General features: G+C 74.1%; 18 protein-coding genes. 7 read left to right on the forward strand and 11 right to left on the reverse strand.

The window, feature by feature from the left end:
• Window positions 1-63: 63 nt before the first annotated feature.
• On the forward strand, window positions 64-2,121 hold the full coding sequence (locus SM611_RS08645) for a fibronectin type III domain-containing protein (protein ID WP_371948591.1): 2,058 nt from the start codon (window positions 64-66) through the stop codon (window positions 2,119-2,121).
• 24 nt (window positions 2,122-2,145) lie between these two features.
• Here the strand turns inward: SM611_RS08645 and SM611_RS08650 are convergent, their stop codons facing one another.
• Window positions 2,146-3,747, reverse strand: coding sequence for a serine/threonine-protein kinase (locus tag SM611_RS08650; RefSeq protein WP_371948592.1), 1,602 nt, complete (start codon window positions 3,745-3,747; stop codon window positions 2,146-2,148).
• Window positions 3,748-4,121: 374 nt separating this feature from the next.
• On the opposite strand from SM611_RS08650, the gene SM611_RS08655 reads away from it, so the two are divergent.
• From SM611_RS08655 to SM611_RS08665, 3 genes are all read left to right on the forward strand, one after another.
• Window positions 4,122-5,603 (forward strand): hypothetical protein, encoded by a 1,482-nt coding sequence (locus tag SM611_RS08655; RefSeq protein ID WP_371948594.1) that lies wholly within the window; start codon window positions 4,122-4,124, stop codon window positions 5,601-5,603.
• Between the two features lie 75 nt (window positions 5,604-5,678).
• The gene (locus SM611_RS08660; RefSeq protein ID WP_371948595.1) at window positions 5,679-6,824 is read left to right on the forward strand and encodes a CaiB/BaiF CoA transferase family protein; all 1,146 of its coding nucleotides are present in this window, start codon (window positions 5,679-5,681) and stop codon (window positions 6,822-6,824) included.
• Window positions 6,825-7,041: 217 nt separating this feature from the next.
• Entirely contained in the window at window positions 7,042-7,899 is an 858-nt protein-coding gene (locus SM611_RS08665) for an esterase/lipase family protein (protein WP_371948596.1), read from the forward strand.
• A gap of 71 nt (window positions 7,900-7,970) precedes the next feature.
• Here SM611_RS08665 and SM611_RS08670 read toward each other — a convergent pair whose 3' ends face one another.
• The 5 genes from SM611_RS08670 to SM611_RS08690 form a co-directional block, all read right to left on the reverse strand.
• Window positions 7,971-9,224, reverse strand: coding sequence for an aspartate aminotransferase family protein (locus SM611_RS08670; RefSeq protein WP_371948597.1), 1,254 nt, complete (start codon window positions 9,222-9,224; stop codon window positions 7,971-7,973).
• Window positions 9,225-9,302: 78 nt separating this feature from the next.
• The gene (locus tag SM611_RS08675) at window positions 9,303-9,968 is read right to left on the reverse strand and encodes a GntR family transcriptional regulator (RefSeq protein ID WP_371948599.1); all 666 of its coding nucleotides are present in this window, start codon (window positions 9,966-9,968) and stop codon (window positions 9,303-9,305) included.
• Window positions 9,969-9,985: 17 nt separating this feature from the next.
• Entirely contained in the window at window positions 9,986-10,768 is a 783-nt protein-coding gene (locus SM611_RS08680) for a maleate cis-trans isomerase family protein (RefSeq protein ID WP_371948739.1), read from the reverse strand.
• Window positions 10,769-10,824: 56 nt separating this feature from the next.
• Complete coding sequence (locus SM611_RS08685; RefSeq protein WP_371948600.1) at window positions 10,825-11,586, reverse strand: maleate cis-trans isomerase family protein; 762 nt, start codon at window positions 11,584-11,586, stop codon at window positions 10,825-10,827.
• A gap of 16 nt (window positions 11,587-11,602) precedes the next feature.
• Window positions 11,603-12,085 carry a DUF3830 family protein gene (locus SM611_RS08690; protein WP_371948740.1) on the reverse strand — a complete coding sequence of 161 codons (483 nt, stop codon included), beginning with the start codon at window positions 12,083-12,085 and terminating at the stop codon, window positions 11,603-11,605.
• Between the two features lie 295 nt (window positions 12,086-12,380).
• Here SM611_RS08690 and SM611_RS08695 point away from each other — a divergent pair, with 295 nt between their 5' ends.
• Together SM611_RS08695 and SM611_RS08700 are read left to right on the forward strand one after the other, a co-directional pair.
• Window positions 12,381-13,397, forward strand: a complete 1,017-nt coding sequence (locus SM611_RS08695) for a D-2-hydroxyacid dehydrogenase (RefSeq protein WP_371948601.1) — start codon at window positions 12,381-12,383, stop codon at window positions 13,395-13,397.
• A gap of 2 nt (window positions 13,398-13,399) precedes the next feature.
• Window positions 13,400-14,794 carry an amidase gene (locus SM611_RS08700; protein WP_371948602.1) on the forward strand — a complete coding sequence of 465 codons (1,395 nt, stop codon included), beginning with the start codon at window positions 13,400-13,402 and terminating at the stop codon, window positions 14,792-14,794.
• A 43-nt stretch (window positions 14,795-14,837) separates the two neighbouring features.
• Here the strand turns inward: SM611_RS08700 and SM611_RS08705 are convergent, their stop codons facing one another.
• The gene (locus tag SM611_RS08705) at window positions 14,838-15,854 is read right to left on the reverse strand and encodes an alcohol dehydrogenase catalytic domain-containing protein (RefSeq protein WP_371948604.1); all 1,017 of its coding nucleotides are present in this window, start codon (window positions 15,852-15,854) and stop codon (window positions 14,838-14,840) included.
• A 129-nt stretch (window positions 15,855-15,983) separates the two neighbouring features.
• Between SM611_RS08705 and SM611_RS08710 the strand changes: the two genes are divergently transcribed.
• Complete coding sequence (locus SM611_RS08710; protein WP_371948606.1) at window positions 15,984-16,676, forward strand: TetR/AcrR family transcriptional regulator; 693 nt, start codon at window positions 15,984-15,986, stop codon at window positions 16,674-16,676.
• 3 nt (window positions 16,677-16,679) lie between these two features.
• Here the strand turns inward: SM611_RS08710 and SM611_RS08715 are convergent, their stop codons facing one another.
• The 4 genes from SM611_RS08715 to SM611_RS08730 all read right to left on the reverse strand — a co-directional run bounded on the left by SM611_RS08715 (window position 16,680) and on the right by SM611_RS08730 (window position 21,909).
• Entirely contained in the window at window positions 16,680-17,354 is a 675-nt protein-coding gene (locus SM611_RS08715) for a DUF1707 SHOCT-like domain-containing protein (RefSeq protein ID WP_371948607.1), read from the reverse strand.
• Window positions 17,355-17,407: 53 nt separating this feature from the next.
• On the reverse strand, window positions 17,408-19,684 hold the full coding sequence (locus SM611_RS08720; protein ID WP_371948608.1) for an FdhF/YdeP family oxidoreductase: 2,277 nt from the start codon (window positions 19,682-19,684) through the stop codon (window positions 17,408-17,410).
• 72 nt (window positions 19,685-19,756) lie between these two features.
• The gene (locus tag SM611_RS08725) at window positions 19,757-20,839 is read right to left on the reverse strand and encodes a S1C family serine protease (RefSeq protein WP_371948610.1); all 1,083 of its coding nucleotides are present in this window, start codon (window positions 20,837-20,839) and stop codon (window positions 19,757-19,759) included.
• A gap of 89 nt (window positions 20,840-20,928) precedes the next feature.
• On the reverse strand, window positions 20,929-21,909 hold the full coding sequence (locus SM611_RS08730; protein ID WP_371948612.1) for a phosphotriesterase family protein: 981 nt from the start codon (window positions 21,907-21,909) through the stop codon (window positions 20,929-20,931).
• Between the last annotated feature and the right edge of the window lie 31 nt (window positions 21,910-21,940).

Consider the following 21,940-nt stretch of genomic DNA (forward strand, 5'->3'; position numbering starts at 1 on the left):
GAACGGGGCAGGTGAGCGCGCGTGCGTGGGGCAGTTCTGGGGTCTTTGTTCCGGCGTGACCGATTGACGGGACAGGTCGCGGTCGGGCTCGTCGGCGTGCTCGTCATCGCCGCCGCCGTCTACGGGGTGGGCGTCGCGAGCGCGAAGTACCGGCTCGCCGACGTCGGCGCCTGGCTGACCGCGGCGGGCAGGGGCCTCGTCGTGCACGTCAACGGGCCGGCCGGCAAGGTCGACGGCAAGACCGGCGTGATCCCGCAGATGCGCGGCCACAACATCAAGATCGTCCAGGACGGCGCCACGGTACTGATCGTCGACCTCGACACCGGCGTGGTCAGCCGGCTCGACCCCTCCCAGCTGGACATCGGGACGAGCCGCCCGCTCGGCAAGGGCATCCAGGTCCTCGCCGGGTCCGGGAAGGCCTACACGATCGACTCGGTCAAGGGCGCCGTCCAGGAGATCGACCCGGTCTCCCTGACCCCGGTCGGCGCGTCCGCCGTGCTGCCGCCGATCCTCGGGCAGGCCGGCATCGACGCGCGCGGCACGCTCTGGGTGCCGGTGGCGCGCAACGGGGAGATCGCCGCGTTCGCGGGCGGCGCCCTGCGGCCGCCGGTCCGCGTCGGCGAGCCCGGCGACGGCCTGGCGCTCACCATGGCGGCCGGAGACCCCGTCGTCACCGACTCCACCGCCGGGACCGCCACGGTGGTCAAGGCGTCCGGGGCCTCGCTCAAGGTGAGCCTGCCCGCGACCGTCAAGCGGGCGGGACGCGGCGGCGCGCTCGCCCCCGCCGCCACCGAGGGCAAGATCGTCCCGCTGCTGGTGCAGGCCACCGGGTCGCTGGTCACCGTGGACACCGACACCGGCCGGTACACCAGCACGCGCCTCGCCATGCCGAAGCACCGCTACCGGCCGCCGCAGATGCTGGGCGCCAAGGTCTACATCCCGGACGAGACGGCCGGCGCGCTCATCGTGTACGACTCGGCGAAGAACCGGTTCGAGCGCCCCGTCCAGGTGACCGGGCGCCCGTCCCGGCTGGACGTCTTCGTCCGCGACGGGATGCTGTGGGCCAACGACCCGGCCGGGCCCCGCGCCGTCGTGATCGACCCGCGGACCGGCGGCAAGGGCGTCGACAAGTACAAGGACCGGGTGCCCGGCGGCCCGCAGCGCCGCCCCATCCCGCTGCCCGGCGGCCCGGACGCCCCGCCGCCGCCCCGCGCGCCGGGGCCCTCCCAGGCGCCGTCGCCGCGGGAGCCGGCGTCGCCGCCCGGCCCCGGCGACCCGCCGACCGCGCCGTCCAACATCTCCGTCACGCCCGGCTCGAGCACGATGCGGATCGACTTCCAGCCCTCGCAGGGCGACGGCATCACCGGCTACGTGCTGAAGGACGTCCCGTCCGGCCTGACCGCGAGCCCGTCCGCGGTCCAGGGCGCGGGCCCGTACACGTTCACCGTCGGCGGGGGCGACTGCGGCACCGAGTACCGGTTCCGCGTCGCCGTCCGCTACCGGGACGCGGCCGGCCGGACGCGCGAGCAGGTGTCGGCGGCGAGCGACCCGGTCCGGCCGTGCGTGACGCCGGGCACGCCGACGGGCCTCACGACGCAGGCGACCACGTCCGGCGCGAAGGTCTCCTGGACGGTCCCGCCGGGCGGCGGCGCGGACGGCTACACGCTCGCCTGGTCGGGCCCGGTCTCCGGGAGCACGACCGTCGCGGGCACGTCCGCGACGCTCGGCGGCGTCTGGACGAACGGCTCCTACTCGTTCACCGTGACCGCCGCCAACGGCGCCGGGACCGGCGCCCCCGCCACGGCCGCCGCGACGCTGACGGGGCCCACCACCACGTACGCCGTGCAGATGAACGGCAACTCCAACGCCTACATCTACTCGGCGGCCGACACCCGCGGCTCGCGCGTGGCGACGATGACCGACAACAACGGCGAGAACGTCACCGTGAACTGCCAGGAGACGGGCGCCAGTTTCACGCACCCGAACGACTCCAGCCTTTCCGGGAACATGTACACGAACATCACCTGGAAGGGGAACCGCGGCTACGTGGTCGCCTATCTGGTCAGCACGCCCGGCAACTGGAAGAGCTTTTCCGGGCTGCCGATCTGGAAGTGCGGCTGACCGCCGGAGACCCGGCGGGACGGGTCAGCCGCCGGGCGGTGCGGGGGCGCACGCGGGCGCCGACCACGACACGTCGGGCGCCGCGCCCTGGTGGAGGCGCAGCACCGTGCCCACCTTGAAGCAGTAGCGGACCTTCGGCCGCAGGCCCGGCACGGTCGTCGTGCGGGACCCGGCCGGGACCGTCGCGATCGCCTTCGAGCCGGCGGGCTGCTGCTGGATGAGCAGCGGGAGCCTCCGCGCGTCGGGCGGCAGCGTCCAGGCGAGCGTGACCGTCCGGCCCGCCCGCCGGACGGCGAGCTTGCGGGGGCGCGTCGCCGCGAACTGCGCGGCCGTCACGGGCTCCTGCTGCGGTTCCGCCCCCGCCTGCGGGACGGTCTCCGACGGCCGCGCGGCCGGGTCCGTCCCCCCGTCGCCGGCGCCGCCGTTCGCCAGCGCGAGCGCCCCGACGCCGAGCCCCAGCCCGCCGACGAGCGCGACCCCGGCCGCGACGATCAGCCCGCGGCGCGGCCCGTCCTGCGTCCGGCCGGCCGGGGCCGCGCCCGGCGCCAGCGGCGCCGTGCTGCCGCCCGTACCGCCGCCCGTACCGCCGTGGGACGCGTGCGGGTGCGGTCCGGACACCGTCGGCGCCCACTCGGGCACGGGCGGGGGCGGCTCCGGCGGGTTCGACACCGTCGACGCCCATTCGGGGACGGGCGGCGGCCCCGGCAGGCCGGGTGCGGGGGCCGGAGGCAGTGTCCGCGCGTGGGCCGAGGCCGGCGAGGAGGCCGGCTGGACGGTGCCGCCGCCGAACGCCACGTCCGTGACGGGGAGGCCCAGCTCGGCCTGCGTCCGCTGGAGCGCCTGCGCGAACTCCACGGCGGTCGCGAAGCGCAGCTCGGCCGCCTTCGCCATCGCCCGCCCGATGACCTCCGAGACCTGGGCCGGGACGTCCGGCCGCTGGATCGGCGGCGGCGCCTCGTACAGGATCCGCAGCATGAGCTGGGCGATGCCCTCGCCGGGCGGGCCCTTGAACGCCGGCCGGCCGGCGAGCAGGTGGTAGAGCGTCGAGCCGAGCGAGTAGAGGTCGGAGGCGACGCCGGGCGGCCTGCCCTCCAGGATCTCCGGCGCGGCGTGGTGCGGGGTGAACGCCTGGGTGTGCGTGGCGTCGAACGAGTCGACGAGGCCGGCGATCCCGAAGTCGGCGAGGGCGGGCTCGCCGTACCGCGACAGCAGCACGTTCTGCGGCTTGACGTCGCGGTGCAGGACGTCGGTCTCGTGGGTGGCGGCGAGCGCGCCCGCCATCTTCACCCCGATCCGCAGCACGTCCGCGACCGGCAGCGGCCCCTCGCGCTCGAGCCGGTCGGTGAGCGCGCCGTGCTCGAAGTACTCCATCACGATGTAGGGGTGGCCGACGCGGGTGGTGCCGGTGTCCAGCACGGTGACGATGTTCGGGTGCCCGGAGAGCCGTCCGGTGATCTTGCATTCGCGCTGGAAGCGCCGCATGGCCGCGGCGTCCACCGCGCCGACCGACATCACCTTCAGCGCGACCATCCGGTCGAGGCGCTCCTGGTGCGCGCGGTAGACGACGCTGAAGCCGCCCTCGCCGACCTGCTCCAGCACCTGGTAGCCCGGGACGTCCTCGGTCATGGGGCGGTGGATACCTCTCCGTCGGTCGTCGTGGGTCCGGGGCCGCGGCGGGGGCGCGAGATGTCCGACGCCAGGCGGGGCGGGACGGTTCCCCCACGAGGGCAACAGCCTAGTACGGGGACGAATCCGGCGCGGCGTATCGCCCGAACGCGCGCCGGAGCGCGTACCCGCACGGACATGAGATGACATTTCCATTCGGCTGGTTAATCGTTGTCCCAATTCCGCGCCGCCCGCCGCCCGCATCGCTCTAACCTCGGATTTCGCGACGAAGGAGAACGGCGCAGAGGGAGTGGCCCGCCGTGACCGAAGATGTCATGACGAATCCGCGGACGGAAACACCGCCGGCGAAATCTGCTTATGCGGACCTTGTCCGCATGGCGTATTTCGTTCTGCCGGGCAGGGGGAAGCGCGTCTACCGGCTGGCGATCGCCCGCCGGATCGTGGACGGCACCGCGCGCGGCGCCCGCGACCGCTCCGCGGCCGGGCACGCCCGGCGCCGCACCCGCGTCCTGCGCCGCGCGCTGCGCCCCTCCCGCCGCCTCCAGATCGGACTCGGCCCGTGGCTGCGCGCGCTGCCCGCGCGGCTGCCCGACCCGGCGCTCAGCGCCGCGGTGTCCCGGCTCGCGCCGCACGTCCGGGTCGCCTACGTGCTCCGGAACATCGAGGGGCTGCCCCGGTACGAGATCCGCGACCAGCTCATCGATCTCGGGATCCGCGACCCCTGGTCGGCGATCCGCGCCGCGGAGGCCGCCCGGCTGCCGGCGCCGCGCGGCGACGACCGGTTCGAGCCGGAGACGCTGCGTCCCGTCCGCAACCGGTCGGTGCTGCCGCTCGCGACGGCCGCCGTCCTCACCGCCGGGCTCGTCGGCGCGCTCGTCGCCACCGAGCACGGCGAGCCCCGCGCGGCGTCCGCGCACGCCCCGCGGCTCGTGTCCGCGGCCCCGGACGCCTGGACGCGCGGCGCCCGCACCCTCGACGCCTGGCCCGCGCGCGGCGAACTCGCCGCCGACCGGGCGTTCGTCCGCCGCGCGGCCGCCGCGTGGGCGGAGATGCCCGGCGGCACCGGCGGCGGCGCCGCCCAGCTCCTCTACGCGGGCCGTCCCGGCGGCACGCCGGTCGCCGTCATGCGGCGCGGCGACCGGCTGGCCCGCTACACGCCCGGCCGGCTGGACGTCGTCCCCGCCGGGACCGGCCCGTCCGCCCCGATCGCCCTCGGCGGCGGACGCTACCTCCTCGCCCCGTGGGACGCCCGGCCCGAGACGCTCGGCGGGGACCCGCTGGCCGCGCCCGGCGGCGTGACGGCCCCCGTCCGCGCGGGCACGCGCTGCGGGCGCGGCCCGCTGTTCCACCTCGGCACCCGGACGGTCGGCGACCTCGGCGGCCCGCGCGCCGCCGTCCTCGCCTACCGCTCGCCCGCGTGGCGGCCGCGCTCGGCTGGCCGGCCGGAGCGCCTCGGGCCGCGGGGGAGGGGGCTGTGGAACCGGCTGGCCTGCGCGGCGCCGCGCCCGGCGAAGCCGGTGTCGGACGCGATGGCCTTCGCCTTCTGGTCGGGGAGGCTGCCGCACGGCGGCGGCCCCGCCGACTGGGTGTGCACCCGGCTGGCGTACGCGTCCGGCGGCGCCTCCGCCCAGGCGACGCTGCTCGGCGCGCCCGCCCGGCCGACGGGCGGCTGCGACCCGGGCCGCCCGGTCAGCGGGACGTGGTGGCGGGCGCCGTCGGACCGCTGGTACTACCTCGCCGCCGCCGGGCGCGGTCTCGTCCCGCACGCCGACGGCGTCCGCGGCCCGGCGACGCGCGGACGCCTGCTCGTCGCCACCGGCGCGCCGCGCACGACCGTCGCCCTGACCGCCCGCTGACCCGAACCCGCGTCAGCGGACGCTTACCCAGATGGTGCAGACTAGGGGGACCGAACGAGATTCAGGGAGTCGCAGATGGGCAACGGGCCGCTGTCCGGAGTACGGGTGATCGAGCTGGCCGGGATCGGGCCCGGGCCGTTCGCCGCGATGCTGCTGGCCGACCTCGGCGCCGAGGTGATCCGCGTCGACCGCGCCTCCGCCGTCCGGGAGGGCGCGACCAGCGGCGGCACCGACTTCAGCAACCGCGGCAAGCGGTCGATCGCCGTCGACCTGAAGAGCGAGCGGGGCCGCGACGTCGTGCTGCGCCTGGTCGAGAAGTCCGACGTGCTCCTGGAGGGCTTCCGGCCCGGCGTCACCGAGCGCCTCGGCATCGGCCCGGACGACTGCCTCGCCCGCAACCCGAAGCTCGTCTACGGCCGGATGACCGGCTGGGGCCAGGAGGGCCCGCTCTCCCACACCGCCGGGCACGACGTCGGCTACATCGCCATCACCGGCGCGCTGCACGCGATCGGCCGCGCGGGCGGCCCGCCGCAGGTCCCGATGAACCTGCTCGGCGACTTCGCCGGCGGCAGCATGTACCTGATCGTCGGGGTCCTCGCCGCCCTCCTGGAGTCGAAGACCAGCGGGCGCGGCCAGGTCGTCGACGCCGCCATCGTGGACGGCACCGCGCACCTGTCCACCTTCATTCACGCCTTCCTCGCGACGGGCCTCTGGCAGGACCGGCGCGGCGTCAACATGCTCGACACCGGCGCCCCCTGGTACGACGTCTACGAGACCGCGGACGGCCGCCACATGGCCGTCGGCGCCATCGAGTCCCAGTTCTACGCCGAGTTCGTCCGCCGCCTCGGCCTCGACGGCGAGGACCTCCCCGACCAGAACGACCGGGACTCCTGGCCCGCCCTCCGCGAGCGCTTCGCCGCCGCCTTCAAGACCAGGACCCGCGACGAGTGGACGGAGGTCTTCGTCCCCAGCGACGCGTGCGTGGCGCCCGTCCTGTCGATGAAGGAGGCCGCCGAGCACCCCTTCAACACCGCGCGCGACGTCTTCCCGGAGCTCGCCGGCCACCGCCAGCCCGCCCCGGCGCCCCGGTTCTCCCGCACCGTCACCGAGACCGACGGCGTCCCCGCCCTCCCCGGCGGCCAGACCCGCGAGGTCCTGGACGACCTGGGCTTCGACGACACCGAGACCCTCCTGAAGGAGGGCGCCGTCGCCCAGGCGTGACAGCGCCGCAGGTCAAGCGATACGCGGCCTGATCCGATTGTGAGCCGTCTGACAATTTCTCCCGGGCAACCGGCGGTCGTTCCACAAGACCGTGCCGGGAAGCAGCCGTACCTTGTGGGCACTCCACCCCGATCATCACGGCGATGAGCGGGCCCGGCCCGGTGGAATTCGCGCGGGCCGCGGCCCCTTTTCGGCGTGCCCGCACGAGGGAGCTGCAATGCGTTTCAGACGACTCCGGTCATGGGCGGCGACCGCCGCGGCGGTGACCGCCGTTCTCGCCGCGACGGGCCTGGTCGCGCCCGCCGCGCACGCCGAGACCAGCCCGGACGGCGCGAACGACTGGAAGTGCAAGCCGTCGTTCTGGCATCCCCGTCCGGTCGTGCTCGTGCACGGCACGTTCGAGAACATGGCGTTCAACTGGCAGAAACTCTCCCCGGCGCTGAAGAAGGCCGGCTACTGCGTCTACGCCCTCAATTACGGCGGCCCGGAGGACGGCCCCATCCAGGGGATCTATGACATTCCGTCGTCGGCCGGAGAACTGTCGGCGTTCGTCGACAAGGTGCTCGCCTCGACCGGCGCGTCGAAGGTCGACATGGTCGGGCACTCCCAGGGCGGCATGATGCCGCGCTACTACATGAGATTCCTGGGCGGCGCGGCGAAGGTCGACAGGCTCGTGGGGCTCGTCCCGTCCAACCACGGCACGAGCCTGTCGGGGCTCGTCAAGCTCGGCAGCCTGCTCGGCATCACGCAGGCGGTCGTGAAGGCCGCGCCGGCGGCGGGCCAGCAGATCACCGACTCCGACTTCCTGAAGAACCTCAACGGGGGCGGCGACACCGTGCCCGGCCCGACCTACATCGTGCTGGCCACGAAGTACGACGAGGTCGTCACGCCCTACACGTCGGCGTTCCTCAACGGCTCGAACGCGCAGAACGTCCTGCTCCAGGACAAGTGCGCAGACGACACCAACGCGCACGTCGGCATCGCCTTCGACCCGGTGGCGATCAAGTTCGTGCTGAACTCGCTCGACATCTGGGGGCCGTACTGGCCCATCGACTGCGGCAACCCGCTCGGCTGAGCGTGCGCGGACGGCGCCCGGCGGCCTTGCCGCCGGGCGCCGTTCCGCGTTCCCGCGGAAGGGCCGGGCGGTCAGCCGACCGCGTCGGCCACGGCCCGCGCCCAGAGGCCGAGGGCGTCGTCGACCTGGGCCTCGGTGACGACCAGCGGCGGGATCATCCGGACGACGTTGCCGTACGCGCCGCACGTCAGCAGCAGGAGGCCGTGCTCGGCGGCCGCCTTGTGCGCCCGCGCCGCGGCGGCGGCGTCGGGCTCGCCGTCCGGCCCGGTGAACTCGCTGGCCTGCATCAGGCCGAGACCGCGCACGTCGCCGATCTCCGGGTGGTCGGCGGCGACCTTGCGGAGCCCGTCGTTCAGCCGCGCGCCCTGCCGGGCCGAGTTGCCGACGAGGTCCTCGTCGGCGATGACCTGGAGCGTGGCGAGGGCCGCGGCGCACGCGACCGCGTTGCCGCCGTACGTGCCGCCCTGCGAGCCCGGCCGCGCCTTCTCCATCAGCGCCGTCGGCGCCGCGATCGCCGACAGCGGGAAACCGCTGGCCAGGCCCTTCGCGGTGATCAGGACGTCGGGGCGCGCGGCCGAGTGCTCGTGCCCCCAGAACCGGCCGGTCCGCCCGAACCCGGTCTGCACCTCGTCCATGATCAGCAGGATGCCGTGCCGGTCGGCGCGCTCGCGCAGCCCCTCCAGGAACGCGGTCGGCGCCGGGATGTAGCCGCCCTCGCCGAGCACGGGCTCGACGACGAACGCGGCCGTGTCGGACGCCGGGCTCGCGGTGACGAGCAGGTAGTCCAGCTCGCGCAGGGCGAACCGGGTCGCCTCCTCCTCGGACCAGCCGTACCGGTACGCCTGCGGGAACGGCGCGATGGCGGCGCCCGGCATGAGCGGGCCGATGCCCGCGCGGAACTTCGTGCCGGCCGTGGTGAGCGCGGCGGCGCCCATCGTCCGGCCGTGGAACGAGCCGTGGAAGACGACGATGTTCTGCCGGCCGGTCGCGTGCCGGGCCAGCCGGATGGACGCCTCGACGGCCTCGCTGCCGCTGTTGAGGAAGAACAGCGAGTCCAGGCCGTCCGGGAGCACCTCGCCCAGCGCGTCGACCAGCCGCAGGAGCGGCTCGTGCATGACCGTCGTGTACTGCCCGTGGATCAGCGTGCCGACCTGCTCGCGCGCGGCCTCGACCACGCGCGGGTGGCAGTGGCCGGTGTTGGTGACGCCGATCCCCGCCGTGAAGTCCAGGTGCCGGCGGCCCGCGGTGTCGTACAGGTAGACGCCCTCGCCGCGCTCGGCAAGGACGGGGGTGGCCTGCTTGAGCAGGGGTGAGAGCGTAGCCATGCGTCCCTCCGGTAGATTGTCGACAATCTGCAATCTAGGTGCCCCCGGGCGCGGATGTCCAGCACGGGGGCGCCTCGGCTACGGACGGGTGGCGCGCAGCCGGTGGATGGAGTCGGTCATGTGCTCCTCGATGAGCACGAGCAGCCGCTCCTCCTCGCCGTCGCCGATCGCGTCGACCAGCCGGCGGTGCTCCTCGACGAGGTCGGACGGCTCGGGGTAGGTGTCCTGCAGCGCGTTCAGGCACATCCGGGTCTCCACGAGCAGGGTGTGCGCCATCCGCTCCAGCCGGGGGCTGCCGGACGAGCTGACCAGCACCTCGTGGAACGCCTGGTCGGCGTCGCTCATCGCGACCCGGTCGCGCTGCTTCGCCGCGTCCACGAGCGCTTCGAGGGACTCGGTCAGCCGGGCCACCGCCTCGCCCCGGTTGCGCTCCATGATCAGCCGGCAGGCCTCCCGCTCGATCGCGAGCCGGGCGAGGTAGACGTCCTCGACGTCCCCCTCGTCCAGCGTGATCACGAAGAGCCCGCGGTGCGGCTCGCTGACCAGGAGCCCCTCCTGGACGAGCCGCTGCATCGCCTCGCGCAGCGGGCCGCGGCTGATGCCGAGCCGCCCGGCGAGCTCGGCCTCGCCGAGCTGTGCGCCGGGCTCCAGCGATCCGTACATGATCGCTGAGCGCAGCTCGTCCGAGACGATCTCGACGGTCGACTTGCGGGGGACGGGTTCCAGCTCACCCAAACGGCCCATGCCGCGGGCCCCTTTCGTCATAGCTGCCGGGGATGTCGTCCCCGCTCGCCGGCGGGGACGGTGGCGGGCGCGGCGAACAGCCGGCCCAGTCCGGTGCGCGGCGGGAGCCCCCCGGGGCCGGACGCGAGCCGCAGCCCCTCCCACACGCTCACCTGGTTGGCGGTGAGGACCGGCTTGCCGACCCGCGCCTCCAGCTCGTCGAGCCAGGACACGGTGTGCAGCGCGGTGTCGGGCACCAGCACCGCCTCGGCGTCCGGATGGTCGTTGGCCGCGACGAAGGCGAGCACCTCGTCGCGCCCGAGGGTGCCGACCTCGGCGGCGGTGACGATGCCCCGGGAGGCCAGCGCCACCACCTCGATGCCGGCGTGGCCGAGGAACGCGACGAACCGCTCGGCGACGTCGGACGGATAGGTCGCGGCCACCGCGACCCGCGTCACGCCGAGCGCCCGCGCCGCGTGCACGAACGCGAACGACGTGCTGGACGCGGGCACGCCCGCCGCCTCGCTGACGCCCGCGACCTGCTGCGCGGCACCGTCCCAGCCGAACACGAAGCTCCCGCTGGTGCACGCCCACACGGCCGCCTGGACGCCCATGCCGCGCAGGGCGCGCGCGCCCTCGCCGAGGACGTCGGAGCCGCCGATGTCGAGCAGCGCGTCGACGCGGTGGGCGTCCTCCCGCATGAGCGTGTGCACGACCGGCAGGCTGACCTCGCCCGGCGCCGAGTCCCGCAGGGCGCGCTCGATGGCGGGGTAGTCGTCCTCGGCGCTGTAGCCGGGGTACAGGAACCCGACGTTCACCACGTTCTGCCGCATGTTGTCGACAATCCTACCTTCGTGGATCATGGAGCCCGTCTCCGTCAGGCCGCCGTGGGCGGGGCGAGCTGCGCCAGCGACTGCCCGGGGCCGACGACGGAGCGGCCCATCGCGCGCAGCGCCGAGCACATCGTCACCTGGTTGGCGGTCAGCACCGGCTTTCCGATCATCTGCTCCAGCGGCGCGATGATGTCGTACGTCGGCACGTTCGTGCAGCTGATGAAGACGGCCTCGGCCTCGGGGGCGTCCACCGTCGACACCGCCGACACGATCTCGCCGTAGCCGACCTTCCAGATGTGGCTGAGCAGCCCCATCCCGACCGACGACACCACCTCGATCCCGTACTCGCCGAGGAACGACACGAGCCGGTCGGTGACCGCGTCGATGTACGGGGTGACGACCGCGATGCGCGAGACGTCGAGCAGCCGCAGCGACTCCACCAGCGCGCCGGACGTCGTCGTGGACACCGGCGCGCCGGCCGCCATCATCGACTGGTGCAGCTCCAGCTCGCCCGCCTTGCCGCGGATGAAGCTGCCCGACGCGCAGGCGTAGGCGACCGCGAGCGGCTCGGGGGCGAGCACGTCCCGGGTCGCCTGCCGGACGATCGACTGGTCCGACAGCGCGGACGCCATCTCCACGGTGACCGGGACGGGGACGTAGGGCAGCCGGGTCATGAAGAGGGACACGTCGTCGGGCGTCCAGCGCCACAGCTCGCGGTCGAGCGCGAAGTCGAACGGCGCGACCACCCCGATGCCGTGCTGGGCCAGCAGCTCGGGGCCGACGACCAGCGTGGGGTCGAATGTCATCTGCGAGGCCACCGCTCTAGGACTCTGCGCGGCCGTAGACGAGGCGTTCGCCGACGCCGCCGGATCGCCAGACGTCGTTGCACGCCTCGGCCATCCGGTCGAGACCGTCGACGATCGTCGCGTAGACGTTGCCGGGCACCCAGCCGACGTCGCCGTTGAGCAGCAGGTTGTTGCGGCCGTAGAAGATGGCGAGGTCGATGACGCCGGGCAGCGCGTGGATGTTCTTCTCCTCCTTGAACTTGCGGTCGAGCATGCCGCCGGCGAAGGAGAAGTAGACGACGTCGCCCGGGATGGGGGTGACGGTGGGGTTCTCGAGGCCGACCTCGTCCTCGCAGAACCGCTCGACCATCGTGTACACCTCGTTGCGGGCGTACTTGGCGTGGTACGCGTCGCCGCCGAGGGGCAGGGCGTTCCACACGGCCTCGCACGTCCGCGGCGCGTCCTTTTCCAGCAGTTCGGCGACGCACGAGACGCCGCGACGCTCCAGAGTGATGGTCATGAGCTTGGGCATGCTGACCTCCCCGTGAACAGGGGTGGGCGAGAGCGTCGCCACCCGAAGGACTCTCCATGGCTGTGGGGGGATGCCCCCCACTTGAGTTAGAGCGCTCTGGGATCCGTCCTGGCCTGTGCTTGGGCAACGGTTGCGACGGTCTTGCAGCACACGTTCCAGCGCGGTGAACCGGGGCCGCGGCGCATCGCGCTGATTGTTGACAATCCTACGAACCCTTCCTAGCGTGTCAATGCCTCTCCGAGTTGCCTTCTTGTAAACTCCGCAGATCACGGAAGTGACGCCGATGGACCCTGTTCAGCACGCGCCCGGTGGGCCGCCTGACCTGGTGGTCCTCGTGGGGGACGTCCACCCGCGCGGCATGGCGGAGGCCGAGCGCCTCGCCCGCGTCCGGTACGTAGGGGAATCGGAGCTGGCAGGGGCCCTGCCGGGCGCCGACGCGCTCTTCATGTGGGACTTCCTGTCGGACGCGCTCGCGGACGCGTGGCCGGCCGAGGGCGGGCCGGGCTGGGTGCACATCGCGAGCGCCGGCGTCGACCGCCTGCTCTTCCCCGCGCTGGTCGAGGGCGACACGGTTGTCACCAATTCGCGAGGGGTCTTCGACGAGCCGATCGCCGAGTACGTCCTCGGCCTCGTGCTCGCCTTCGCCAAGGATCTGCACACCACGTTCCGGCTGCAGGCCGAGCGGCGCTGGCGGCACCGCGAGACCGAGCGGATCACCGGCGCCCGCGCCCTCGTCGTCGGGACCGGGCCGATCGGCCGCGCCATCGGCCGCCGCCTCGCCGCCGCCGGGCTGGCGGTCACCGGCGCCGGGCGCACCGCCCGCGACACCGATCCCGACCTGGGTTCCGTCCTCCCGATGGAGCGGCTGGACGGCGCGCTCGCCGAGGCCGACTACGTGGTCCTGGCGGCGCCGCTCACCCCGCGGACGCGCGGCATGATCGACGCCGCCGCGCTCGACCGGATGCGCCCGTCCGCGCGGCTGATCAACGTGGGGCGCGGCGGGCTGGTCGCCGAGCCCGACCTCGTGAAGGCGCTGCGCGGCGGCCGGATCGCGGGCGCCGCGCTGGACGTCTTCGAGGACGAGCCGCTGCCGCCGTCGTCCCCCCTCTGGGAGATGCCGAACGTCGTCGTCTCCCCGCACATGTCCGGCGACGTGGTCGGCTGGCGGGACGAGCTCGTCCGACTGTTCACCGACAACCTCGCCCGGTACACGTCGGGCCGCCCGCTGTCCAACATCGTGGACAAGCGGCTCGGCTACGTCGGTTCGACCGGCGGGGCCGGTTCTCACCAGAGGGGGTAGCCATGGCCGACGCGGCCGACCTGACCGCGACCGAACTGCTGGCGGCGTACGAGGCCGGGACGCTCTCCCCGGTCGAGGCCGCCGAGGCGGTGCTCGCCCGCATCGCGCGGGACGACCCGAAGCTCAACGCGTTCTGCCTCGTCGACGAGGAGACGACGCTCGACATGGCGCGCGCCGCGGCCGACCGCCGGCGGCGCGGCGCGATGCTCGGCCCGCTGGACGGGGTGCCCGTCTCGATCAAGGACGTGCTGCTCACCCGGGGCTGGCCCACGCTGCGCGGCTCCACGACGATCGACCCGGCGGGACCCTGGGACGAGGACTCCCCGTCCGTGGCGCGGCTCCGCGAGCAGGGCGCGGTGTTCGTCGGCAAGACCACCACGCCCGAGTTCGCGTGGAAGGGCGTCACCGACAACCCGCTCACCGGCGTGACCCGCAACCCGTGGGACCCCTCCCGCACGCCGGGCGGGTCGTCCGGCGGCGCGGCGGCGGCCGTCGCGGCGGGCATGGCGCCGCTCGCGCTCGGCACCGACGGCGGCGGCTCGGTGCGCATCCCGGCGGCGTTCACTGGCACGTTCACGATCAAGCCGACGTACGGCCGCATCCCGCACTACCCGGCGAGCCCGTTCGGGACGCTCGCGCACACCGGCCCCATGACGAACACGGTCGCCGACGCGGCGCTGCTGCTGGACGCGGTGTGCGGCGCCGACGGCCGCGACTGGTCGGCGCTCCCGCCGCCGGACTTCCGGTTCGCCGACGGCGGGCCCGACGACCTGACCGGCCTGCGCGTCGCGTTCAGCCCCGACCTCGGGTTCGCGGAGGTCGACCCGGAGGTCGCGGCGTCCGTGGCCGCCGCCGCCGAGGTCTTCACCGAGCTGGGCGCGAAGGTCGAGCAGGCCGACCCGGGGCTCGGCGGCGACCCCGTCGAGGAGTTCGAGGTCCTGTGGTTCGCGGGCGCCGCGAAGGTGGTCGAGCACCTGTCGGCGGCGGAGCGGGCCCGGCTCGACCCGGGGCTCCGGGAGATCTGCGAGCAGGGCGCGCGCTACTCGGCGGTCGAGTACCTCACCGCCACGGCCCGCCGCATGGAGCTGGGCCGCCGCATGGGCGTGTTCCACGAGCGCTACGACCTGCTGCTCACCCCGACGATGCCGATCGCCGCCTTCGAGGCCGGCCGGGAGGCGCCGCAGGGCGCCCGGTCCCCGCGCTGGACGGGCTGGACCCCGTTCACCTATCCGTTCAACATGACCCAGCAGCCGGCCGCGAACCTGCCGTGCGGGTTCACCGCGGACGGCCTGCCCATCGGCCTCCAGGTGATCGGCGCCCGGCACGCCGACGCCCTGGTCATGGCGGCCTGCGCGGCCTTCGAGAAGGCCCGCCCGTGGCGCGGCCGGTGTCCGTAGCGGAGCTCCGCCCGGGGGCCGGCCCCCCGGGCGGAGGCGCGGTTCAGCCGAAGGTGATGACCGCGCGGCCGCCGCGGTGGGTGCCCTCGTCCATCGCGGCGAGGACGCGCGGCGCCTCGTCCAGCGTGACCGGCGTCACCTCGGGGACGATCCCGTGCGCGACCGCGAACGCGAGGGTGTCGCGCAGGTCGTGCGGGGAGCCGGACGGCACGCCCATCACCCGGATTCGGTTCATGACGAGCGCCGCCGGCGGCACGCTCACGTTCTCGGCGCCCATGCCGAGGTAGAGCAGGGTGCCGTCGGGGCGCAGCCCGCCGAACGCGGCGAGGCCGGTCGCGGTGTCGGGCGCGGTGTTCACCACGAGGTCCGCGCCGCCCCAGTCCCGCAGCGCCTCGGCCGGGTCCTGCTCGCCGGACGCGACGAACAACTCGGCGCCGGCGTCCAGGGCGTCCTTCTCGGCGCGGCGCGACCGGGAGACCACGGCCACCCGCGCGCCCATGGCGGCGGCGAACCGGAGGGCCATCGTGCCGACGCCGCCGGTGCCGAGCACGGCGACCTTCGATCCGGCGGCGGCGCCGGCGCGCCGGAGCCCGTTGAACGCGGTGATCCCGGCGCACATCAGCGGCGCGCCGGCGACCGGGTCGAGGCCGTCCGGCAGGGGCGTGACGAAGCCGGCGCGGCCCACGAAGTACTCGGCGTAGCCGCCGTCGGTGTTGACGCCCGTGATCCGCTTGGGCGCCCCGGTGCACAGGATCTGGTCGCCGCGCACGCACTGGTCGCAGTGCCCGCACGAGCCGTGGATCCATCCGGTGCCGACCGCGGTGCCGACGCCGGGCCAGTCGACGCCCTCGCCCAGCGCGGCGACGACGCCGCTGATCTCGTGCCCGGGTACGACCGGGAACGTCCCGAACGGGTAGTGGCCGCGCAGGTGGTTGACCTCGGAGTAGCACATCCCGCACGCGGTCACCTTGACCAGGACCTCGCCGGGGCCCGGCCGCGGGACCTCGCGCTCGACGATCTCCAGCGGCCGGCCGGCGGCGGAAAGAACGGCGCTGCGCATGAGCGCCTCCCCTCTCGTGTGGCGGTGGCGGCCGGGACGACCGCCATAGCGTTGGTATAGCAATGACTGTAGTAACGCTACATCATTTTTGCATAGCAGTGTTCGGCAAAGTTCTGTAACATCGATGTTGTGACTGCTCAGAAGGACCCCGACACGCGGGACCGGATCGTCCGCGCGGCCGCCGAGCTGCTCGCGGAAGCGGCCGGCGAGCCGGTCTCGACGCGCGCCGTGTGCAACGCCGCAGGGGTCGGGGCGCCGACCCTGTACCACCACTTCGGCGACAAGCGCGGCCTGTTCGACGCCGTCGCCGCGTACGGGTTCGAGCGGTACCTGGCGAGCAAGCGCGCCCAGACGGGCACCGGCGACCCGGTCGGCGACCTGCGCCAGGGCTGGGACCTGCACGTCGAGTTCGGCCGCACCAACCCCGCGTTCTACACGCTGATGTACGGCACGGCCCGGACGCCGCCCATCGCGGCGGAGGCCGACCGGATCCTGACCGGCCTGGTCGAGGCCGTCGCCCGCGCCGGGCGGCTGCGCGTCGCGGTCGGCACCGCCGTGCGGATGATCCACGCCGCCGGGGTCGGGGTCACGCTCGCGCTCATCTCCGGCGGGGACGACCCGGACCTGTCCGCCCGGTCGCGGGAGGCGGTGCTGGCCGCGATCACCGTCCCGGACGGGCGGCCGGACGACGGCGGCGCCGCGTCCCGCGCCGCCCGCGCGGTCTCGCTGCGCGCCGCGCTGGCCGCCGACCCGCCCCCCGCGCTGACCGCGGCGGAGGCGGCGATGCTCGGCGAATGGCTCGACCGCATCGCCGCGGGCTGAGCGCTACTCGCCCGGCTCCAGCGCCTCGCGGCGGTCCCGCTCTTCCCGCTCTCTCCGCTTGTCCGCCCTGCGCCTGCGGCGCTTCACCCCGACGCCGCCCCAGAACGCGAAGCCCTTCACCACGACCGTCGGCGAGCCGGGCACGCCGGGGCCGCTCGCCCGCTGGTCGAAGCCGCCCATGATCCCGATGCCCTTGACGTGCACGGTGATGTCGTCCGGCACGATGATCTCGAACCCGCCCATGATCGCCAGCGAGCGGATCGTGACCTGCTGGTCGCTGAACCGGGCGTCGCGCAGGTCGATCTTGCCGCCGCCCCAGAACGCGAACGCGGTGAACTTCCGGGGGACGTTCCACACGCCCGAGCGCCGGAACCCGCTCATGACCCCGATGCCGACCTTCCAGGACGGCGCGCCCTCGACGGGCCGCCAGTCGGCCCCGGTCAGCGGCACCGGCGGCGCGGACGTCCCCGCCGCGGGCAGGTCGCGGGTGAGCGGCGCCAGCTCCCCGTAGGTCTTCGCCGCGTACACCGCGTCCAGCCGCTCGTCCAGCTCGGCCAGGGTGAGCCGGCCGTCGCCGGCCGCGTCGCGCAGCACCTGCGCGACCCGCTCCCGGTCGGCGTCGCCGGCCCGCATGTCCGGCGCCGCCGGGGTGCCCGACGGCTCGGGGAGGTTCGTCATGCCCGAAGCCTAATCCGCCGCCGCCCGCGCGGGCGACCGCCCGGACGGGAAGATCAGACCGGTTCCAGGCGGACGACCACCGACTTGGACGTGGGGGTGTTGCTGACCTCGGCGGTGCTGTCGAGGGGGACGAGGACGTTCGTCTCCGGGAAGTAGGCCGCCGCGCAGCCGCGCGCGGTCGGGTAGGAGATCACGCGGAACCCGGCGGCGCGGCGCTCGGCGCCGTCCGGCCACTCCGAGACGAGGTCGACGGTCGCGCCGTCGGCGATGCCGAGGCCGGACAGGTCGGCCGGGTTGACGAACACGACGCGGCGCCCCGCCTTGACGCCGCGGTAGCGGTCGTCGAGGCCGTAGATGGTGGTGTTGTACTGGTCGTGGCTGCGGACGGTCTGGAGCAGCAGCCGGCCTTCGGGGACCCGCAGCACCTCCAGCTCGTTCACCGTCAGGTTGGCCTTGCCGGTCGCGGTCGGGAACCTGCGCTCGTCGCGGGGCGCGTGGGGGAGCGTGAAGCCGCCGGGCGCGCGGACGCGGGCGTTGTAGTCGTCGAAGCCGGGCACAACGCGGGACACGTGGTCGCGGATCACGTCGTAGTCGCGCTCCATCGCCTCCCAGCCGATGCCCGATCCGGGCAGCGTCGCCCGCGCGAGGCGGCAGACGATGGAGACCTCCGACAGCAGGTGCTCCGACGCCGGGGCGAGCCGGCCGCGCGACGCGTGCACCATGCCCATCGAGTCCTCCACGGACACGAACTGCGGCCCCGACTCCTGCACGTCGCGCTCGGTGCGGCCGAGCGTCGGCAGGATCAGCGCGAGCTCGCCGGTGACCGCGTGCGAGCGGTTGAGCTTGGTCGACACCTGCGCGGTCAGCCGGCAGCCCCGCAGCGCCGCCTCGGTGACGGCCGAGTCGGGGGTGGCGCGGACGAAGTTGCCGCCCATGCCGAGGAACAGCCCGACCCTGCCGTCCCGCATGGCGCGGATCGCGCCCACGGTGTCCAGGCCGTGCTCGCGCGGCGGCACGAAGCCGAACTCGGCGGCGAGCGCGTCGAGGAACACGGGCTTCGGCCTCTCCCAGATGCCCATGGTCCGGTCGCCCTGCACGTTGGAGTGGCCGCGCACCGGGCACACGCCCGCGCCGGGGCGGCCGATGTTGCCGCGCAGCAGCAGGAAGTTGACGATCTCCCGGATCGTCGGCACCGAGTTGCGGTGCTGGGTGAGGCCCATCGCCCAGCAGACGATGATCCGCTTCGCCGCGAGGACGTCGCCGAGCGTCGCGGCGATCTCGCCGCGGGTCAGCCCGGTCGCCTCCAGCACGTCGTCCCAGGACAGGGCGAGGACGTGCGCGCGGAACGCCTCGAACCCGTGCGCGTGCCGGTCGAGGAACCCGCGGTCGAGGGCGCCGGGCTCGTCCGATTCGAGCAGCATCCGGTTGAGGGCCTGGAACAGGGCGAGGTCGCCGTTCAGCCGGATCTGCAGGAACCGGTCGGCGAGCACCGTGCCGCGCCCGGCCACCCCGGACGGGCGCTGCGGGTTCTTGAACCGCATCAGCCCCGCCTCGGGCAGCGGGTTGACCGCGACGATCCGTGCGCCCTCCTTCTTCGCCCGCTCCAGCGCCGACAGCATCCGCGGATGGTTCGTCCCCGGGTTCTGGCCGACGACGAAGATGAGATCGGCCTTGCCGAGGTCGTCCAGCAGGACCGACCCCTTGCCGACGCCGATCGTCTCGCTCAGCGCCGACCCGGACGACTCGTGGCACATGTTGCTGCAGTCCGGCATGTTGTTGGTGCCGAACGCGCGGACGAACAGCTGGTAGGCGAACGCGGCCTCGTTGCTGGTCCGGCCGGAGGTGTAGAAGACGGCCTCGTCCGGCGAGTGCAGGGCGTTCAGCTCGGACGCGAGCAGCCCGAACGCCTCGTCCCACCCGATGGGCTCGTAGTACGCGGACCCGGCACGCTTCACCATCGGCTCGGTGAGCCTGCCCTGCTGCCCGAGCCAGTGGTCGGACCGCTCGCCCAGTTCGGCGACGGTGTGCCGGGCGAAGAACTCCCGCGTGACGCGCCGCGTCGTCGCCTCCTCCGCGACGGCCTTCGCGCCGTTCTCGCAGAACTCGGCGACGTGCCGGCGGCCGCCCTCCGGCCACGCGCATCCCGGGCAGTCGAAGCCCTTCCTCTGGTTGACGCGCAGCAGCGTCAGCGCCGTCCGCCGGACGCCCATCTGCTCGTACGACCCGCGCAGCGCGGCGGTGACCCCGGGCACGCCCGCCGCCCACGTCTTCGGCCGCGTGACCTCCAGACCCGAGTCGTCGAAGTCACCGTCGGGCGCCTTGCGCGTCATGGGGAGCACCGTCCTCGTTCGTGGTCGGCCGGGTGGGCGGCCGTCTCCACTCTCGCACGCCGGGCGCCGCGGTCAGGGCGGTCCTTCCGCCAGCCGGAGCGTGGTCCCCAGGCGGGCGCCCTGGCGGGTCGTCCATTCGACGCGGACGGTGTCGCCCGGGTGGCGGGCGAGCATCAGGGACGTGAGGGCGGTGGGGGAGTCCACGGCGGCGTCGCCGAAGGTGACGATGGCGGCGCCGACCGGGATGCCGGCGGTGTCGGCGGGCGAGCCGGGCACCACCTCGGCGACGAGCGCGCCGGGGGAGCGGCCGTTGGAGCGGACCTTGACGCCGAGCAGGGCCGTCCGCCCGATGTGCACGGTCGAGGACGCCTCGCCGCGCTGGATCCGGCGGGCGATCTCCAGCGCCCGGTCGGACGGGATGGCGTAGCCGCGGTGGTCCTTCTTCGGCTTGGCGCTCCTCGTGGAGAGCCCGGCGGACGCCGCGGTGTTGATGCCGATGATCCGCCCGCCGGTGTCCAGGAGGGGGCCGCCGGAGTCGCCCGGCCTGATCGGCGCGCTGGTCTCGATCAGCCCGGTGAGCCGCTCGGTCGTGCCGCTGCTGTCGTCGCGGGCGGTGACGGACTGCTCCAGGGCGGTGACCTTGCCGGTGACGACGGCCGGCGACCCGCCCTTGCCGCCCGCGTTGCCGACGGCGGTCACCACGTCGCCGACGTTCACCGCGGACGCGGAGCCGAACACGGCGACCTTCAGCCGGGCCGCGCCGGTCAGCCTGATCACCGCGATGTCGCCCGCCCGGTCGTAGCCGACGACCTCCGCGGGGTAGCTGCGGCGGTTGTCGGTGTCCGTCCCCTCGATCGCGGTGGCGCCCTTGATCACGTGGTTGTTGGTCAGCACCAGGCCGTCCGCGGTGAGCACGATGCCGGTCCCGGCGGCGCGGGTGCCGCTCAGCTCCTGCTCGGTCTCGATGTTGACCACGCCCGGCTTGCGTCCGCTGGGCTTGGCGTGCTTGGTCGCGGTGGTCTCGACGACGGGCGGGACGTCCTCCGGTCCGCCGCCCTCCACCACCCGGCAGCCCGGGACGAGCAGGGCCGCCGCCATGACCAGCGGCATCGCGATCGCGGTGCGCAGGCCATGGCGCACGGGGTAGTCGCTCACCTCGGTGCCTCCTCCCGCAGATTCCCTCCATGATTCCCGATTCATGGGAAATAGTCCGGAATGTGGAGGAGGTGCCGGCGCGTGGCCGGTCAGCGGCTGAAGTAGCGCCTCGGGTTCGCGACCAGCATCTGGTCGACCTGCCCGTCGCCGACGCCGGCGGCGCGCAGCGCGGGCAGGACGTCGTCGCTGATGTGCCGGTAGTGCCAGTTCGGCTGCATCGCCGGGACGGTCGCCGGGTCCGGGCCGAACCAGTCGATGAAGCAGCTCGCGTCGTGGCTGAGCACGATCCGGTCGGCGTACCCGCGCTCGCACAGGGCCGCGATGGTGGCGACCCGGCGCTCGGTCGGGTTGATGATGTCGAGGCCGAACCGGTCCATGCCGAGGATCGCGCCGGTGTCGGCCAGCTCCATCAGGTAGTCGAGGTCGTTGCTGTCGCCCGCGTGCCCGACGACGACCTTGGTGAGGTCCACGCCCTCCTCGCCGAGGATGTCCACGACCGTCCGCCCCGCATGGATCGAGCTCTCGGTGTGGACGGTGACCGGCGCGCCCGTCTCGCGGTGCGTGGCGGCGACGGCCCGCAGGATGCGCTCGACGGCCGGGGTGAGGCCCGGCGCGTCCACGGCGCACTTGAGGAACGCGGCCTTCACCCCGGTCCCGGCGATGCCCTCGGTCAGGTCGCGGGTGAAGTCGGCGATCATCGGGTCGGGGCCGACGTCCAGCATCGTGCCCGGCCCCCGGTGCAGGAACTGGAACGGGATGTCGTGGTAGGTGTAGATGCCCGTCGCGACGATGATGTTGAGCTCGGGGACCTGCTCGGCGATCCGCTCGATGCGCGGGATGTAGCGGCCGAGCCCCCACACGGTGGGGTCGGCGATCGTGGTGATGCCGCGACCGGCCAGCTCGCGCAGCTTGGCGACCGCGTCGGCGGCCTTCTCCTCCTCGTCCCACCAGTCGCCCGCGCCGTAGTTCTCCACGTTCTCGGTGCCGAGGACGAAGACGTGCTCGTGCATGAACGTGCGTCCCAGGCCGGTGACGTCGACGGGGCCGCGGACGGTCTCTACTGCGGGCATCGGCTTCTCCTCGGAAAATCGCGCCACCGGT

The sequence above is a fragment of the Actinomadura monticuli genome (assembly GCF_041463655.1).
Classification (GTDB): Bacteria; Actinomycetota; Actinomycetes; order Streptosporangiales; family Streptosporangiaceae; genus Spirillospora; species Spirillospora monticuli.

Excerpts from the sequence above, each read along its gene's own strand:
- SM611_RS08650 (WP_371948592.1), bottom strand. The coding sequence starts at position 3,747 with ATGACCGAGGACGTCCCGGGCTACCAGGTGCTGGAGCAGGTCGGCGAG.
- SM611_RS08655 (WP_371948594.1), top strand. The coding sequence starts at position 4,122 with ATGGCGTATTTCGTTCTGCCGGGCAGGGGGAAGCGCGTCTACCGGCTG.
- SM611_RS08660 (WP_371948595.1), top strand. The coding sequence starts at position 5,679 with ATGGGCAACGGGCCGCTGTCCGGAGTACGGGTGATCGAGCTGGCCGGG.
- SM611_RS08665 (WP_371948596.1), top strand. The coding sequence starts at position 7,042 with ATGCGTTTCAGACGACTCCGGTCATGGGCGGCGACCGCCGCGGCGGTG.
- SM611_RS08670 (WP_371948597.1), bottom strand. The coding sequence starts at position 9,224 with ATGGCTACGCTCTCACCCCTGCTCAAGCAGGCCACCCCCGTCCTTGCC.
- SM611_RS08675 (WP_371948599.1), bottom strand. The coding sequence starts at position 9,968 with ATGGGCCGTTTGGGTGAGCTGGAACCCGTCCCCCGCAAGTCGACCGTC.
- SM611_RS08685 (WP_371948600.1), bottom strand. The coding sequence starts at position 11,586 with ATGACATTCGACCCCACGCTGGTCGTCGGCCCCGAGCTGCTGGCCCAG.
- SM611_RS08690 (WP_371948740.1), bottom strand. The coding sequence starts at position 12,085 with ATGACCATCACTCTGGAGCGTCGCGGCGTCTCGTGCGTCGCCGAACTG.
- SM611_RS08695 (WP_371948601.1), top strand. The coding sequence starts at position 12,381 with ATGGACCCTGTTCAGCACGCGCCCGGTGGGCCGCCTGACCTGGTGGTC.
- SM611_RS08700 (WP_371948602.1), top strand. The coding sequence starts at position 13,400 with ATGGCCGACGCGGCCGACCTGACCGCGACCGAACTGCTGGCGGCGTAC.
- SM611_RS08705 (WP_371948604.1), bottom strand. The coding sequence starts at position 15,854 with ATGCGCAGCGCCGTTCTTTCCGCCGCCGGCCGGCCGCTGGAGATCGTC.
- SM611_RS08715 (WP_371948607.1), bottom strand. The coding sequence starts at position 17,354 with ATGACGAACCTCCCCGAGCCGTCGGGCACCCCGGCGGCGCCGGACATG.
- SM611_RS08720 (WP_371948608.1), bottom strand. The coding sequence starts at position 19,684 with ATGACGCGCAAGGCGCCCGACGGTGACTTCGACGACTCGGGTCTGGAG.
- SM611_RS08730 (WP_371948612.1), bottom strand. The coding sequence starts at position 21,909 with ATGCCCGCAGTAGAGACCGTCCGCGGCCCCGTCGACGTCACCGGCCTG.